Genomic DNA, 14,390 nt, shown 5'->3' with positions numbered 1-14,390 from the left:
GCTGTTCCGCTGATGGAGCAGCCTTTTTTGGTTATAATATTAAAAGCGCTTTCTTGCTTGTAACATAACTGTAATGTTTGTTCAATGTTTCTTTAATATTCCCTGTTTATAATAACAGCATGACCCCCTTTTTTATATAATATATGTTTTGGACCTACAACGTGGTTTGTAGGTTTTTTTCTTTTTTCGGGCAATTTCAACAAAGTTTCTTGACTTTAGTGTGGTAGTTCATTAGAATCTAAAAATATAATGTTTTGGGTATACTATATTTATCAATAACAGATTTCATGACGGGAACAAGTACTCCATCCCCACAAGACCAGAGAAGAATCCCTTGGCTGTAAGGATTCGCTTGATGAGTGGACGAATGACCTCCCCGAGAACAGACGGCGAAGCAAGCACCGGTTAACCGGTGGGATAGACAGTAGCCGAACTGCGCGGCCGGGCGTTATACGGATGAAGCGGATGATTGAACGCACTGATTAAAGGTGTGTCAACGCCGGAATGTGGGTGGTACCACGGGTGATTATATAACGATCTCTCGTCCCTGTTGTCTTAGGACAGCGGGGCGGGAGATTTTTTAGTTTTCACGGCTTGTTGCGAAATGACTCCCCAGGAGTTTTTGCATAGTTAGTTCTAAGTTAGTTTCAAGAAGTGAACCAGATCAAGGCCATGGACATGTTCCAAGGGTGAAGATGTCATAGGACGTGGAGGGATGAAGATGGCAAACGAGAAATTCGAGAAACCGACAGGCACGCAGGACATCCTGCCAGGTGCCGTCGAGAAATGGCAGTTTATCGAGGAGAAGGCACGCGATTTGTGCCGGAGATACAACTACCGCGAAATTCGCACACCGATCTTTGAGCAGACCGAGTTGTTCGAACGCGGGGTGGGCGAAACCACCGACATCGTAGAGAAGGAAATGTATACGTTCAAGGATAAAGGGGATCGCAGCATGACCCTACGTCCGGAAGGAACGGCAGGCGTCGTGCGGGCATATGTGCAAAACAAGCTGTATGGAGAGCCTGACGTCACGAAACTGTACTACATGGGTCCCATGTTCCGCTACGAGCGACCACAGGCGGGACGTTACCGTCAGTTCCATCAGTTCGGCGTCGAGGTGTTCGGCACGGCAGATCCGGCTATCGATGCCGAGGTGATTGCGCTGGGATACAGTTTCTATAAGGAGCTTGGGCTGAACGGGGTAAAAGCAGAGATTAACTCTGTAGGGACGCCTGAGGTACGGGCGGCTTACCGCAGTGCGCTGCTTGCTTTCCTGGAACCGATGAAAGAGAACTTATGCTCGGATTGCCAGTCTCGCATGGAACGCAACCCGCTGCGCGTGTTGGACTGCAAGAAGGACCAAGGGAAGTTCGATGGGGCGCCTTCGATTCTGGACAGCCTGGATGAGGAATGCAGCACGCACTTTGAGAAAGTGAAAGGGTACCTGGATGCGATGGGCATCGAGTATGAAATCAATCCAAGACTGGTTCGGGGATTGGACTATTATACGCATACCGCATTTGAATTCAAGGCCCAGGGCATCGGCGCGATTGATACGGTAGGCGGCGGAGGGCGGTTCAACGGACTGGTCGATCAAATCGGCGGACCGGATCAGCCTGGCATCGGGTTCGGGATTGGTCTTGAGCGAATCCAATTGATTCTGGAGCACCAAGGGGTCAATCTGTCGGCAGCCAAGCCGCTGGATGTCTATCTGGTTGCGCTGGGTGAAGCCGCTGAGCAGGAAGTGGCCAAATTGATCTACGAACTGCGAAGCAAGGGCGTAGCTGCCGAACGCGATTACCTTGGCCGAAAAATGAAAGCCCAGATGAAGTCCGCCGACCGTTTGCAAGCTCGTTTTACCGCCATTTTGGGTGAAGATGAACTGGCGCGCGGAGAGATTGCACTGAAGTCGATGGAGACCGGCGAGCAGCGTACGGTTAGATTGGACGCTCTGGTTCAAGAATTGGTTTAATCGTCGCATGAAGCGACTTAATTATAGTAAAGGGGAATGATAAACGATGAAAAGGACGCATCAATGCGGTCATCTGACAACCGCGAACATTGGAGAAACTGTAACACTGAACGGCTGGGTACAAACCCGCCGCGACTTGGGCGGCGTGCTGTTCATCGATCTTCGCGATCGGAGCGGCATCATGCAAATCGTATTTAACCCGGATTTCTCAGGCGAAGCTTTGGCTGTTGCCGATAAGGTCCGCAGCGAATTCGTGGTGGCTGTATCCGGTAAAGTCGTAAAGCGCGATCCGGAAACGTTCAACCCGAATCTACCTACTGGCGAAATCGAAGTTCAAGTGACAAGCATTGAAGTGTTGAATGCAGCCAAAACGCCTCCGTTCTTTATTGAAGACGGCGTGGAAGTGGATGAGCAGCTTCGTTTGAAGTATCGCTATCTGGACCTTCGTCGTCCAGAGATGCAAAAAACGCTGATGCTGCGCTCCAAAGCGTCGAAAGTATTCCGCGACTTCCTCGACGACGAGGGCTTCGTGGACGTGGAGACGCCAATTCTGACCAAGAGCTCCCCGGAAGGCGCACGCGACTATCTCGTACCGAGCCGCGTACACGCAGGTGAATTCTTTGCGCTTCCGCAATCTCCACAAATTTATAAGCAGCTCCTTATGGTGAGCGGGCTTGAACGCTACTACCAAATTGCACGCTGCTTCCGTGACGAGGACTTGCGTGCTGACCGTCAGCCGGAATTTACCCAGGTCGACATCGAGACGTCCTTCATGGAACGCGACGACCTGCTGAACATGATGGAGCAGCTGATGGTGAAGTTGTTCAAGGAAACCATCGGCGTTGAACTTGCAACGCCATTCCAGCGTATCAGTTATGCTGATGCGATGGGCAAATACGGCTCCGATAAGCCGGATCTCCGATTCGGTATGGAATTGATCGAAATGAACGATATCGTTGCAAGCAGCGGCGTCAAAGTATTCTCTTCCGTTATTGAAAAAGGCGGCGAAGTGAAGTGCTTGAACGCTAAAGGCTGCGGGACTTGGACACGTAAGGAGATTGACGATCTGGGGCCATATGCAGCCCGTTACGGAGCGAAGGGTCTTGCTTGGATTCAAGTGAAGGAAGGCGAGTTCAAGGGGCCGATCGTGAAATTCTTCAGCGAGCAGGAAATTGAAGCGGTAAGAGAACGCACAGGAGCCGAAGACGGCGACTTGCTGCTGTTCTCCGCAGACAATAAAAAAGTGGTTGCCGACGTGCTTGGCGCGCTCCGCTTGAAAATCGGACGTCAGCTTGGCCTGATCAACGACAACGAGTACAAGTTTGCTTGGGTGCTGGACTTCCCGCTGTTCAGCTATGATGAAGAGGCGAAGCGCTACGTGGCCGAGCATCATCCGTTCACCCGTCCAAAAGACGAAGATCTGGAATTGATGGATACGGATCCGCTTGCTGTACGCGCGGAAGCTTATGACATCGTGCTGAATGGATATGAAGTAGGCGGCGGTTCCATGCGGATTTTCAAACGCGAGATCCAAGAGAAAATGTTTGCGGCGCTTGGTATGTCGCCGGAAGTGGCGCACGACAAATTCGGATATCTCATGGACGCCTTTGAGTACGGCACTCCTCCACACGGCGGAATCGCCTTCGGGTTGGACCGTTTGGTGATGCTGCTTGCCGGACGCACCAACCTGCGTGAAACGATTGCGTTCCCGAAAACGGCAAGCGCAACGGATCTGTTGATGGATGCTCCTTCCCAGGTGGACGGAGGACAACTGGAGCAGCTGCATATCAAACTCGCCAAGAAGCCGGGCGACGAGAAATAAGTCCGTTGTTCTTGATAAAGGAGGTTGCTTGAATTATGCTGCACCAATTTTCCCGTACGGAATTAGCCATAGGCCCTGAGGGCCTTGAGATCATGAAGAACAGCACGGTGGCGGTGCTTGGTATCGGCGGCGTGGGGTCCATTGCGGTGGAGGCCCTCGCCCGTACCGGGGTTGGCCGTATCATTCTGATCGATAAAGATGTGGTGGATATCACCAACATCAATCGGCAGATTCATGCGTTAACGACCACGGTAGGCCAGAAGAAAGCGGACCTGATGGTTGATCGGGTCAAATTGATCAATCCGGAATGTGAAGCGATCGCTCTGAACATGTTCTACACCGAAGAAACGTATGAAGAGTTGTTTAAATTCGATCTGGATTATGTGATTGATGCGTCGGATACGATTATTTATAAAGTTCATCTGATCAAGGAATGCCTGCGGCGCGGTATTCCGATCATCTCCAGCATGGGGGCAGCCAACAAAATGGACCCCACGAAGTTCCAGGTAGCTGACATCTCCAAAACGTCCATGGATCCGATTGCCCGTATTGTACGCACCAAGCTGCGCAAAGACGGCATCAAGAAAGGGGTCAAGGTTGTTTTCTCACTAGAGGAGCCGATGAAGCCCCGCCAGGACGTTACGGAGAAGATTGTACCCGAGAATGCTCCTGAAATCCGGAAAGCGAAGCAGCCTCCGGCAAGCAATGCATTCGTTCCGCCTGTGGCCGGACTGATTATGGTGAGCGTAACGGTGAAAGAACTGCTCGAAAAAGGCGGCATCTCGTTATAACGAGGCGTCCGGACAAAATTAAACTCGGCTCGAGAAAATGATAGATAAACGGAAGGCAGGGAGTAAGAACAGCCTTTCGGCAAAATTGAGTTTGGTAACCAAACGCAGCGTCCAGCCAAAGGACGCTGCGTTTTTTTCTGCCGTGGACGAAAGCGATCAGGACAACAAACCCAAACAATAAAATTCCTATGACAGAGCATTGCTAGTATATCCGGGCAAGTTGTGCTACAATGAAACTCCTTTTTGTGTCACGGCCTTTAAAGCCAGACTTCGATGCGAAAAAAAATATGTTTCTTAGGAGGTAACTGAAAGTGTCAGAATCTTTTCAAAGTGCCTATCAAGAAGAAGAGTCAAGGCTAAACGAGGTTATCGTTGAAATTGACCGTCAGCTTGAACGTTTGCGCGGGATTCCGGTATACACGGGTCATGATTTTACGGAGCAGGTGCTCGAAGCGGGGCGGGAAGAGAAACGGCAGGCCCTCGCCAAAAGTTTGCCGGAGCCTTACTTCGGGAGGCTGGATTTTCAGGAGAGCGGAACGGGAGCGAAGAAACCGCTCTACATCGGGAAGATCGGCTTCGATAAGGAAGATGCCGGGGATCACCCGATGGTGATTGATTGGCGAGCTCCAGTCGCGAGTCTTTTTTATTCGTTTACCGGCGGTACCGACCCGGCTTCGTTCGAAGCACCCGAAGGAATCATCGAGGGGCTAGTGTATTTAAAACGCAACGTCGTGATCCGAAAGCAAATTTTGGAACGGGTATCGGATACGTACAATCGGGAAAGCGGCGGACCTGCGGTATCCGATGAGTTTTTGGTTTACCGTCTCGGGGAGAACAAGGATAACCGGCTGCGGGATATTGTATCCACGATTCAGGCCGAGCAGGACAAAATCATCCGGGCTGCCAAAAATACCGCACTTATCATCCAAGGGGTGGCGGGAAGCGGAAAAACGACGGTGGCGCTGCATCGGCTGGCATATTTGCTCTATCAGTACAAGGAGCAGGTAACCGCGGAGAAAATGATCATATTCGCACCCAACCTGATGTTTCTGGATTACATATCTGACGTGCTGCCTGAGCTCGGAGTCGGCGATATACAGCAGCGCACGTTTGGCGATTGGGCAGCGGAGCTGCTCGATATTCAGCTCGCTTCGGATGATCATGTACAGACGCTTCATCAATGGTTCGAGACAGAGCCAGGTCAGGGTACCCCGGATATTGACGATAATGTCAGCGGGCGCTACAAAGGCTCATTGAGACTGATGGAGATCATCCGGCGCTGCGTGGAATCCATCGAAGCGGAGGCTCTTCCGGACGGGGACTTCTCTCCATGGGATGGGGCTGTACTGAAACAGGAGACGATCGCGGAATGGTTCTACCAGGAATATAAACCGTATCCGCTGGCCAAACGGAAGGAACGGCTGCTGGCCAGGCTGCACCGCTGGGTCGAGATGGAGCTGAAGAAATCGCCATCAGCGGCCGTGATGAAAGAACGGAAGAAAAAAGCGGCTCAACGAGAAAAGGCTTATGGGAACCGATGGCCGAAATTTGAGCCGGTCTCATTATATAAACAATTGTTTGGGGCGGTTAAGGCAACCGGATCGTGGTTTGAAGAGCTATCCGCTCTGATTCCGTCCGAGGTGCTCGCCGCAACGCGTAAAGATCTGAAGAAGAATGTGGTCCGCGAAGAGGATTTGCCTGCCTTGCTGTATTTCCACTGTTTATTGAATGATATTACCGGAGAGCAGCGTTTTGACCATATCGTTATTGATGAGGCACAGGATTTCTCGCCATTTCAGGTGGCTGTGCTGGACCTGTTCGTCAGAGGACATTCCTTCACCATATTAGGTGATTTGTCGCAGGGCATTCATGCCTATCGCGGCGTTCATGCGTGGGAAGAGATGAGCTCCCTGTTTAAGGAAGAGGAAACAGCCTATTTTGCCTTGACGCGCAGTTATCGCTCCACGATGGAGATCATCGAATTTGCGAACGGCATTTTGGAGAAGGGTGTCAGCAGTGATCTGCTTGCCGTTCCGGTATTCCGGAGCGGCGATACCGTTCGCCTGATTCCTTATGATTCGGCGAAATCCAGAACGAGAGATTTGGAACGGGCGATGGAGGCACTCATCGCTAAGGAATATCGGACGGTCGCTATACTCACTCGAACCTTGCGAGAAGCGCAAGAGCTGCATGAGCAATTCATTACTGCATGGCCGATGCTGAATCTGATCGATGGCAGCAAAGGAACGTATCAGGGCGGTTATTCCGTGCTTCCTGTTTATTTGTCCAAGGGGCTTGAGTTCGATGCGGTTGTGGTGGCGGATGCAGATCGGGCGCATTACGCGGAAAAAGCTTGGGATGCCAAGCTGATGTATGTGGGATGTACGCGGGCGCTGCATGAGCTGTGGCTGCTGCATGGTGAGCAGCTGCCAACTTATATCAGGACGGAGACCTCAGAAATTACTGCCAGCGGCTGGCCCGTGGAGTAAGTTGAAATTGTGTTACTAACGTTGTAATGTTCAGTGTGAAGTGGAAAAATGGGAAGATGTCCCGTGGGGTGGCACATGTCTGCATGTGCTTTCTCTGCGGGACTTTTTGTTCTGCTTTTTGCTTAACCAAGCATTTGGTAGGAAGAGCCCAGATTCTCGATATACCGGATCAAGGTCCAAACGATGAGGATGGAAAGTGCAGCTGCCAAGATGATGAAGAGGGTCATTTTTCGCATAGGTTTTCGTTTCAATTCAAAAACCTCCCTTCGAGCTTTCATGGTCTAATGAGATTTCGTCTTCCTCACTGCGGATACCCTGTTTAATTTCCTATAATATGTAACGCTCCGGAAAGATTAAAAGTTCGTTATCATGTTAAGGGGCAGCGATTTTCGCTGGATTTCCGAATCACTAGAGTGGATGTCATAGGGTTTCTACAGGCATGGCGAAATTGAATATGGTATGATAGAGTGTGACGGATTTGATTGAAACCGGCTTATCTTTACATTGATATCAGACAAGGAAGTGTAGCAATGGATTTATTCAGTATCGGGCGTGAAGGGGACCGGGATTCCCGGCTGCTGGCCGATCGGATGCGCCCTTCGTCGCTGGATGAATATATAGGACAAGAACATATTATCGGTCCGGGCAAACTGCTCAGACGGGCCATAGAGGCAGACCAGGTCTCTTCCATTTTATTGTACGGCCCGCCGGGATGCGGCAAAACGACGCTTGCGCATATTATCTCACAGCAAACGAAGGGGTACTTCGTTCGGCTGAATGCCGTGGAGGCCTCGGTTAAGGACGTCAGGGAGGTCATTGAGCAAGCCCAGAGCAACCGCAGTCTGTACGGCACCAAAACGATCCTGTTTCTGGATGAGGTCCACCGCTTTAACAGCTCAAGACAGGACGCGCTGCTGCCTGCTGTGGAGAATGGCACGATTATATTTATCGGCGCGACGACAGAGAACCCCTTTCATTATGTAAATGGGGCCTTGATGAGCCGTTCAACCTTGTTCCAGCTTGAGCCGCTGAATAAGAACCATTCCTTGATCGCGATGCAGCGCGCGCTATCCGATCCGGATAAAGGTCTTGGATTCATGAAGCTTCAGGCAGATGAGGAAGCATTGGATCATATTGCAACGATGGCGAACGGCGACATCCGGCGTGCATTAAATGCGCTTGAGCTCGCTGCGATGACGACCCCGCCTGATGCAGGCGGCACGGTCCATATTACGCTGGATGTGGCCGAGGAATCGATACGCAAGCCGCTCGTCAAGGCGGACGAGTCCACGCAGTATGACGTGCTGTCCGCCTTTCATAAAAGCATTCGGGGTTCCAGCGATGCGGCATTGTTCTGGTTCCTGTATGCGGTCGAAAAGCTGGGGATGGACCCGATGGTGTTCATCCGCCGCTTGATTGCTGCCAGCAGCGAGGATATCGGGCTGGCTAATCCGCAAGCGATGGTGCAGGCGGTAAGCGCACTGGACGCCTACCGGAATAACGGCTGGCCGGAAGCCAAGCTTAATATCGCCCAGGCTATCCTGTTTGCGGTGGAAAGTCCAAAATCCGATGGCGTTGTGACCGCCATATCACGGGCGATGTCCGCCATGGATGAAGTAAAATCGGCGGAGGTCCCGCTTCATCTGCGTGATGCGCATTATTCGGGGGCGGTGAAGCTGGGGCATGTCGGCTATAAGTACCCGCATGATTATCCGGGCCATTACGTGAAGCAGGAATATTTGCCGAAGGAGCTCTCCCGCAGGGTGTTCTATCAGGCGACGGAGCAGGGGAACGAAGCCAAGATCGCTCACAACCAGCGATTACGACGCGAAGAATAGGGCCTTACTGCGATAATGGGATCTACGGCTGCTAGTTTAGTTAAATGGAGGTAACGAAAGATGAAAACAGGGAAACAACGGTTTGTCATCCTGCTGCTGTCCGTCGGTCTTATGCTGAGCGGCTGTTCGGGGAAAAGCGCCCAGGAGCAGGTCGAAAGTGGACAGGCAACCGAGGCAGCGCATGAGCATGGACATCAGACGCAGCTGTCCAACGGGGATATCCAGGAGGCGACGGCTTCGATTGATGAGCTGCCTGCCTTTTTGAAGAGCCAGACCAGCGAGCTCCAAACGATCTATGCCTTGTCCGCGCAGGTCAGTGATGTCCTGAAATACATCCCTTGTTATTGCGGCTGTGGGGACAGCGCCGGTCATGAGAGCAACCTGAACTGTTTTATTGATGAGATCCAGGAGGACGGCACCGTGGTGTGGGATGATCATGGCACCCGCTGCGGGGTATGCCTGGACATTGCCGTGGAATCTGCCAAAATGAGCAGCGAGGGCAAAAGTCTGACGGATATTGGGACCGCAATCGACGAGAAATACAGCACAGGTTATGCTAAGCCGACACCAACCCCGATGCCGCCTGCCGAAAGTTAATTCTACTGTGGTTAAACAAGAAGGTACCCGATGTGATCAGTGGATCACTCGAGTGCCTTTTTTCTGTTGGGATTCATGTCCTTTAAGGACGTTATCAGGAATCGCTCATACGCTTCATAGGATCAGCAGACGTGATCTACCTCACAGCATTAAACTATATATGGATGTAAATTGATTAAACGAAACTATATATAGTGTGTGAATGATTTGAGAAGAAGGAGTTGATCGTTTCATGAAAGTCATGAAGAGAGACGGATGCCTGGTGAATTTTGAGATAAGCCGGATTGTGAAGGCAGTGGATAAAGCTTTTATAGCTGTTGAGGGTGTGTCCCGCAAGGAGGCTTCCCTGCAGCTTGGCGAGGAGGTTGCCCGCGCCACCGCGGGGATGGAGCAGGTGAGTGTGGAGGAAATTCAAGATATCGTTGTTGAACAATTGGAAAGCACAGGTTATGCTGAGGCAGCGGCAGCCTACCAACATTACAGGGAAGCCCGTGATCTGGAGCGGATGCGGCGGGGAGAGCTCTACAAGATCAGCAGGGATGTGATTGGGGTAACGAATCTGGATCTGCTGCGGGAGAATGCGAATCTCAACGGGGAATCCTTCAGTGGAAAAATGAGTCGGATCGGCTCCGAGTATGCCAAATGGATGGCAAGCAAATTTATCTTGCCCGGAGAGCTCATGAGAGCGGTCAGGGATGGTTATGTGTACGTGCACGACCTGGACCAGTATGCACTCGGTACGACGAACTGTATTTTCATCCCGTTTGACCGTCTTTTGGCCAAGGGATTCAATACCGGTAACGGATCGGTCAGGCCGCCGCAGAGCATCATGACCGCGATGGCGCTGGTGGCCATCATATTTCAATCTCAGCAGAACAGTCAATTCGGCGGTGTGTCCGGAAATAAAATCGATTGGGATCTGGCCCCGTATGTCGGCAAATCGTTTCGCCGGCATTTTCGGAAAGGGCTTGCCTACTTCGGAGAGGTGGAGCAGGGCGAGCATAGACGCAATGTACAAGTTCTTCCCGATAACGAATTATACATAGACAACGAGCAGTTGAAGGACATGTTCCCGCGAATATATCACTACGCATATAACGAAACGGTGAATGAAGTAAAGCAGGCTGCGGAATCCCTGATTCACAATCTGAACACGATGAGCAGCCGTGCCGGCGGACAGATCCCTTTCACATCATTGAACTATGGAATGTGCACGTCAACGGAAGGAAGGCTGGTGTCCCACGCTCTGCTGGATGCCACGATGAGAGGGCTCGGCGGGGGAGAGACGCCGATATTTCCGCAGCATATTTTCCAGTGCAAGCAAGGGGTTAACCAGGCGGAAGGGGAGCCCAATTACGATCTGTTCCTGAAAGCCGTTGACTGCTCAAGCCGCAGGCTCTACCCGAACTTTGTCAACGTGGATGCGTCGTTTAATCTGGTCTACTATAAACCGGACGAGCCAGACACGATTATTGCCACCATGGGCTGCAGAACACGGACGATTTCAGACCGGTTCGGGCGAAACCGCCTGAGCGGAAAAGGCAATTTGTCCTTCAATACGATCAATCTGGTTCGTCTCGGCATCGAGCATGGCATCGTCGAAGGCAAGCGGGATATGCCCGACCTGAGCCTCTTCTACAAGCAGCTGGATCAGTATATGACGATTGCGGTAGAGGGTTTGATTCACCGCTACGAGCTGCAGGCGGACCAACCGGCCAAAGCGTCCGATTTTATGATGCGCGAAGGCGTGTGGGAAGGCGGCGAAGACCTGGCGCCGGTGGACAAGGTACGCGAACTGATTAAGCATGGCACTCTCGCACTTGGATTCATTGGGCTTGCAGAATGCCTGAAGGCGTTGACCGGACTGCATCACGGAGAGGACGAGAACAGCCGCAGGCTGGGAATCGAAATCATCCGACATATGCGCCGATTCTGCGATGCGGCCAGTGAAAAATACGACCTGAACATTACGTTGTTTGCCACGCCGGCAGAAGGGCTGTCCGGTAAATTCACGAAGCTGGACCGGCAAACCTTCGGTGTGATCGAGGGTGTGACAGACCGTGAGTATTATACGAACTCGTTTCATGTTCCGGTGTACTATCCGATGGCCGCGTACCGCAAAATCCGTTCCGAAGCTCCTTTCCATGAGCTGTGTAATGCAGGAGCGATTTCTTATGTGGAGCTCGACGGCAATGCCCGGCAGAATACGGCTGCTTTTCGGGACATCGTGCAGTTTGCCCTGCAGCAGAACATTGGATATTTCTCCGTAAACCATCCCGTCGACCGTTGTCCGGCATGCAACTACGAAGGGATCATCGGAAGCTCTTGCCCTGGATGTGGCGCTAAGGAAGATAATGGGAACTTCCAGCGGCTACGGAGGGTGACGGGATACCTAACGGGCAATTATACGGAGCGCTTCAATTCGGCCAAGCAGGCTGAGGTCAGGGATCGGGTGAAGCATCTGTGAATGTGTGCGGATATATCCCCGAGAGCATTAATGAAGGCCCAGGACTTCGGGCAGTTCTATTCGTGAGCGGCTGCCGTCATGCCTGCGCTGGATGCTTTAATACGGATTCCTGGGACTTTGAAGCGGGGGAGCCGTTTACAGAAGAATTGTCCGCGTCCATACTGCAGGACATCGTCGACAACCCTTTGCTGGATGGCGTGACCTTATGCGGTGGGGACCCGTTCTTCTCGCCGGAGGAATGCGCGGCACTTGTTCGCAAGCTCAGAACCCTCTGTCCCGGGAAAAGCATATGGGCCTACACGGGCTTCACCTTTGAAGCGCTGACGAGGCAGCCGAAGCTGCGCGAATTGGCAAAACAGTGCGACGTTATCGTGGATGGCAAATTCCAGTTGGAGCTAAGGGATGTCGCGCTTCCCTTCCGAGGCAGCTCGAATCAGCGTATCATTGACGTATCCGCCAGCCTGGAACGCGGAGAAACGGTAGAATATGTTCTTCGCTAACATGTAAAAAAGAGCACACACTTTACGGAATCTTCCGTGTGAAGTGTGTGCTCTTTTCGTTTATGCCAGCGGATTAATAAGGAACTTTATCCGCCGTTTCGATCGTTCCGCCGCCAAGGCATTCGTCCCCTTGGTAGAAGACAACGGCTTGGCCCGGCGTGATCGCTTTTTGCGGCTTTGCAAACGCGACATGAACGGTTCCGTCTTCGCGCGGAGTGATCGTTACTTCCTGGTCCGGCTGACGGTAGCGGAATTTCGCGGTGCAGGTGTAGGCGTCTTTGGGCATAGCGTCTTGTCCTGCAATCCAGTTCATTCCGGAGGCAACGAGTCCGGTTGAATACAAACACGGATGATCGCCTTGAACAACGTACAAAATATTGTTAGTCAAATCCTTGTCGGCAACAAACCAAGGCTCTCCGGAGCCTGAGCCGCCGATTCCGAGACCTTGGCGCTGTCCCAGCGTGTAGTACATCAGGCCATCATGGCGGCCTTTCACCTCACCGGTGACAATGTCCACCATATCGCCGGATTGGGCGGGGAGGTATTGTCCAAGAAATTCTTTGAAATTCCGTTCGCCGATGAAACAAACGCCGGTGCTGTCTTTTTTCTTGGCGGTATACAGTCCGGCTTCTTCGGCGAGTCGGCGAACTTCCGGTTTCGGCAGATGCCCGATCGGGAACATCGCCTTGGAGAGCTGCTCTTGGCTCAGCGCATTGAGGAAGTAGGTTTGATCCTTGTTGCTGTCGACGCCGCGCAGCAGCCGGTACTGTCCGTCTTCTTCGATGACGCGGGCGTAATGGCCGGTAGCGACATAGTCGGCTCCCAGATCCATGGCCTTGTTCAGAAATTCGCCGAATTTGATTTCACGGTTGCACATGACATCGGGGTTCGGCGTTCTCCCAGCTTTATATTCATCGAGGAAATAGGTAAATACTTTATCGAAGTATTCCTTCTCGAAATTGACGGTATAGTAGGGAATGTCGAGCTGCTCGCACACGCGGCGCACGTCTTCAGCGTCCGCTTCAGCTGTGCAGTAGCCAAGCTCATCGGTATCATCCCAGTTTTTCATAAAGATGCCGATCACTTCATAGCCCTGCTGTTTGAGCAGGAGCGCTGTTACGGAGGAGTCGACTCCTCCCGACATGCCGACAACGATACGAGTGTTATGTTTTTCTTTTGACATCGTTATCACCATTTTCATATTGAATTGTGCCCATGGAGGTATTTTAACATATTGGAACAAGGTTCACACGTTTCATTTTGTCCACTCAGGGTGAACATTTTTCAATCTTTCCAGCTGGAATATTACCCATTGAGGTCCAGGATATGTTACCATAAGCTGAGGGTAATGATCGGAATACGGAGAAAAATACAGGATAAGCTGCTTCACACGTAGATTACGCCGTATTTATCGCTCACCCGCCACCTACAACTCATTACAGGATGGACATAATATACAATTACCGAAAGAGGTGTCACCTTTGAAGATATCAACAAAAGGAAGATACGGATTAACCATTATGATGGAGCTGGCCGCCAGGTTTGGTGAAGGGCCGACTTCGCTGAAGAGCATTGCCGAGAAGAACCAGCTGTCGGAACATTATCTTGAGCAGCTGATCGCACCGCTGCGGAATGCAGGGCTGGTCAAAAGCATCCGCGGCGCATACGGAGGCTATATCCTGTCCCGTGATCCGGCATCCATAACGGCCGGGGACGTCATCCGCGTACTGGAAGGACCGATATCCCCTGTGGACTTCACGGAAGAGGACGATCCGGCGAAGCGGGATCTGTGGCTGCGCATCCGCGACAGCATTGCTGAAGTGCTGGATTCCACGACGCTGGATTATCTGATCAACTATCAGGAACAGTCTGCTGCAGACAACTATATGTTCTATATTTAAGGGTGACGGA

Annotated in this window: 11 protein-coding genes; 9 read left to right on the top strand and 2 right to left on the bottom strand. The window is 51.8% G+C overall.

The window, feature by feature from the left end:
* The first annotated feature begins 721 nt into the window (after positions 1-721).
* The 4 genes from hisS (at position 722) to M4D81_RS03105 (ending at position 7,077) form a co-directional block, all read left to right on the top strand.
* Positions 722-1,975: a histidine--tRNA ligase gene (gene hisS, locus M4D81_RS03120; RefSeq protein ID WP_260064424.1), complete on the top strand. Its 1,254-nt coding sequence runs from the start codon at positions 722-724 to the stop codon at positions 1,973-1,975.
* A gap of 46 nt (positions 1,976-2,021) precedes the next feature.
* Positions 2,022-3,797: an aspartate--tRNA ligase gene (gene aspS / locus M4D81_RS03115; protein WP_194541509.1), complete on the top strand. Its 1,776-nt coding sequence runs from the start codon at positions 2,022-2,024 to the stop codon at positions 3,795-3,797.
* Between the two features lie 35 nt (positions 3,798-3,832).
* Positions 3,833-4,588, top strand: a complete 756-nt coding sequence (locus M4D81_RS03110) for a tRNA threonylcarbamoyladenosine dehydratase (protein ID WP_071222767.1) — start codon at positions 3,833-3,835, stop codon at positions 4,586-4,588.
* Positions 4,589-4,899: 311 nt separating this feature from the next.
* The gene (locus M4D81_RS03105; protein WP_260064422.1) at positions 4,900-7,077 is read left to right on the top strand and encodes a HelD family protein; all 2,178 of its coding nucleotides are present in this window, start codon (positions 4,900-4,902) and stop codon (positions 7,075-7,077) included.
* 122 nt (positions 7,078-7,199) lie between these two features.
* On the opposite strand, the gene M4D81_RS03100 is transcribed toward M4D81_RS03105, so the two are convergent.
* A complete protein-coding gene (locus M4D81_RS03100) occupies positions 7,200-7,328 on the bottom strand; it encodes a hypothetical protein (RefSeq protein WP_259445409.1) in 129 nt (42 codons plus the stop codon).
* A 279-nt stretch (positions 7,329-7,607) separates the two neighbouring features.
* On the opposite strand from M4D81_RS03100, the gene M4D81_RS03095 reads away from it, so the two are divergent.
* From M4D81_RS03095 to nrdG, 4 genes are all read left to right on the top strand, one after another.
* A complete protein-coding gene (locus M4D81_RS03095; protein ID WP_260064421.1) occupies positions 7,608-8,915 on the top strand; it encodes a replication-associated recombination protein A in 1,308 nt (435 codons plus the stop codon).
* 60 nt (positions 8,916-8,975) lie between these two features.
* Entirely contained in the window at positions 8,976-9,512 is a 537-nt protein-coding gene (locus M4D81_RS03090) for a PCYCGC domain-containing protein (protein ID WP_260064420.1), read from the top strand.
* A gap of 232 nt (positions 9,513-9,744) precedes the next feature.
* A complete protein-coding gene (locus M4D81_RS03085; protein ID WP_260064419.1) occupies positions 9,745-11,979 on the top strand; it encodes an anaerobic ribonucleoside triphosphate reductase in 2,235 nt (744 codons plus the stop codon).
* The gene (gene nrdG, locus M4D81_RS03080) at positions 11,976-12,479 is read left to right on the top strand and encodes an anaerobic ribonucleoside-triphosphate reductase activating protein (RefSeq protein WP_260064418.1); all 504 of its coding nucleotides are present in this window, start codon (positions 11,976-11,978) and stop codon (positions 12,477-12,479) included. Before M4D81_RS03085 ends, nrdG begins: the two co-directional genes overlap by 4 nt.
* Positions 12,480-12,552: 73 nt before the next feature.
* Here nrdG and mnmA read toward each other — a convergent pair whose 3' ends face one another.
* The gene (gene mnmA, locus M4D81_RS03075) at positions 12,553-13,662 is read right to left on the bottom strand and encodes a tRNA 2-thiouridine(34) synthase MnmA (RefSeq protein ID WP_162487654.1); all 1,110 of its coding nucleotides are present in this window, start codon (positions 13,660-13,662) and stop codon (positions 12,553-12,555) included.
* A 298-nt stretch (positions 13,663-13,960) separates the two neighbouring features.
* Between mnmA and cymR the strand changes: the two genes are divergently transcribed.
* Positions 13,961-14,380, top strand: a complete 420-nt coding sequence (gene cymR, locus M4D81_RS03070) for a cysteine metabolism transcriptional regulator CymR (RefSeq protein ID WP_071222772.1) — start codon at positions 13,961-13,963, stop codon at positions 14,378-14,380.
* The last annotated feature ends 10 nt before the right edge of the window (positions 14,381-14,390 follow it).

The sequence above is a fragment of the Paenibacillus sp. p3-SID867 genome (genome assembly GCF_025142895.1).
In the GTDB taxonomy this organism is placed as follows: Bacteria; Bacillota; Bacilli; order Paenibacillales; family Paenibacillaceae; genus Paenibacillus_AQ.
Note: the sequence above shows the minus strand (reverse complement) of the source record. Positions and strands in the feature narration are given on the sequence as shown.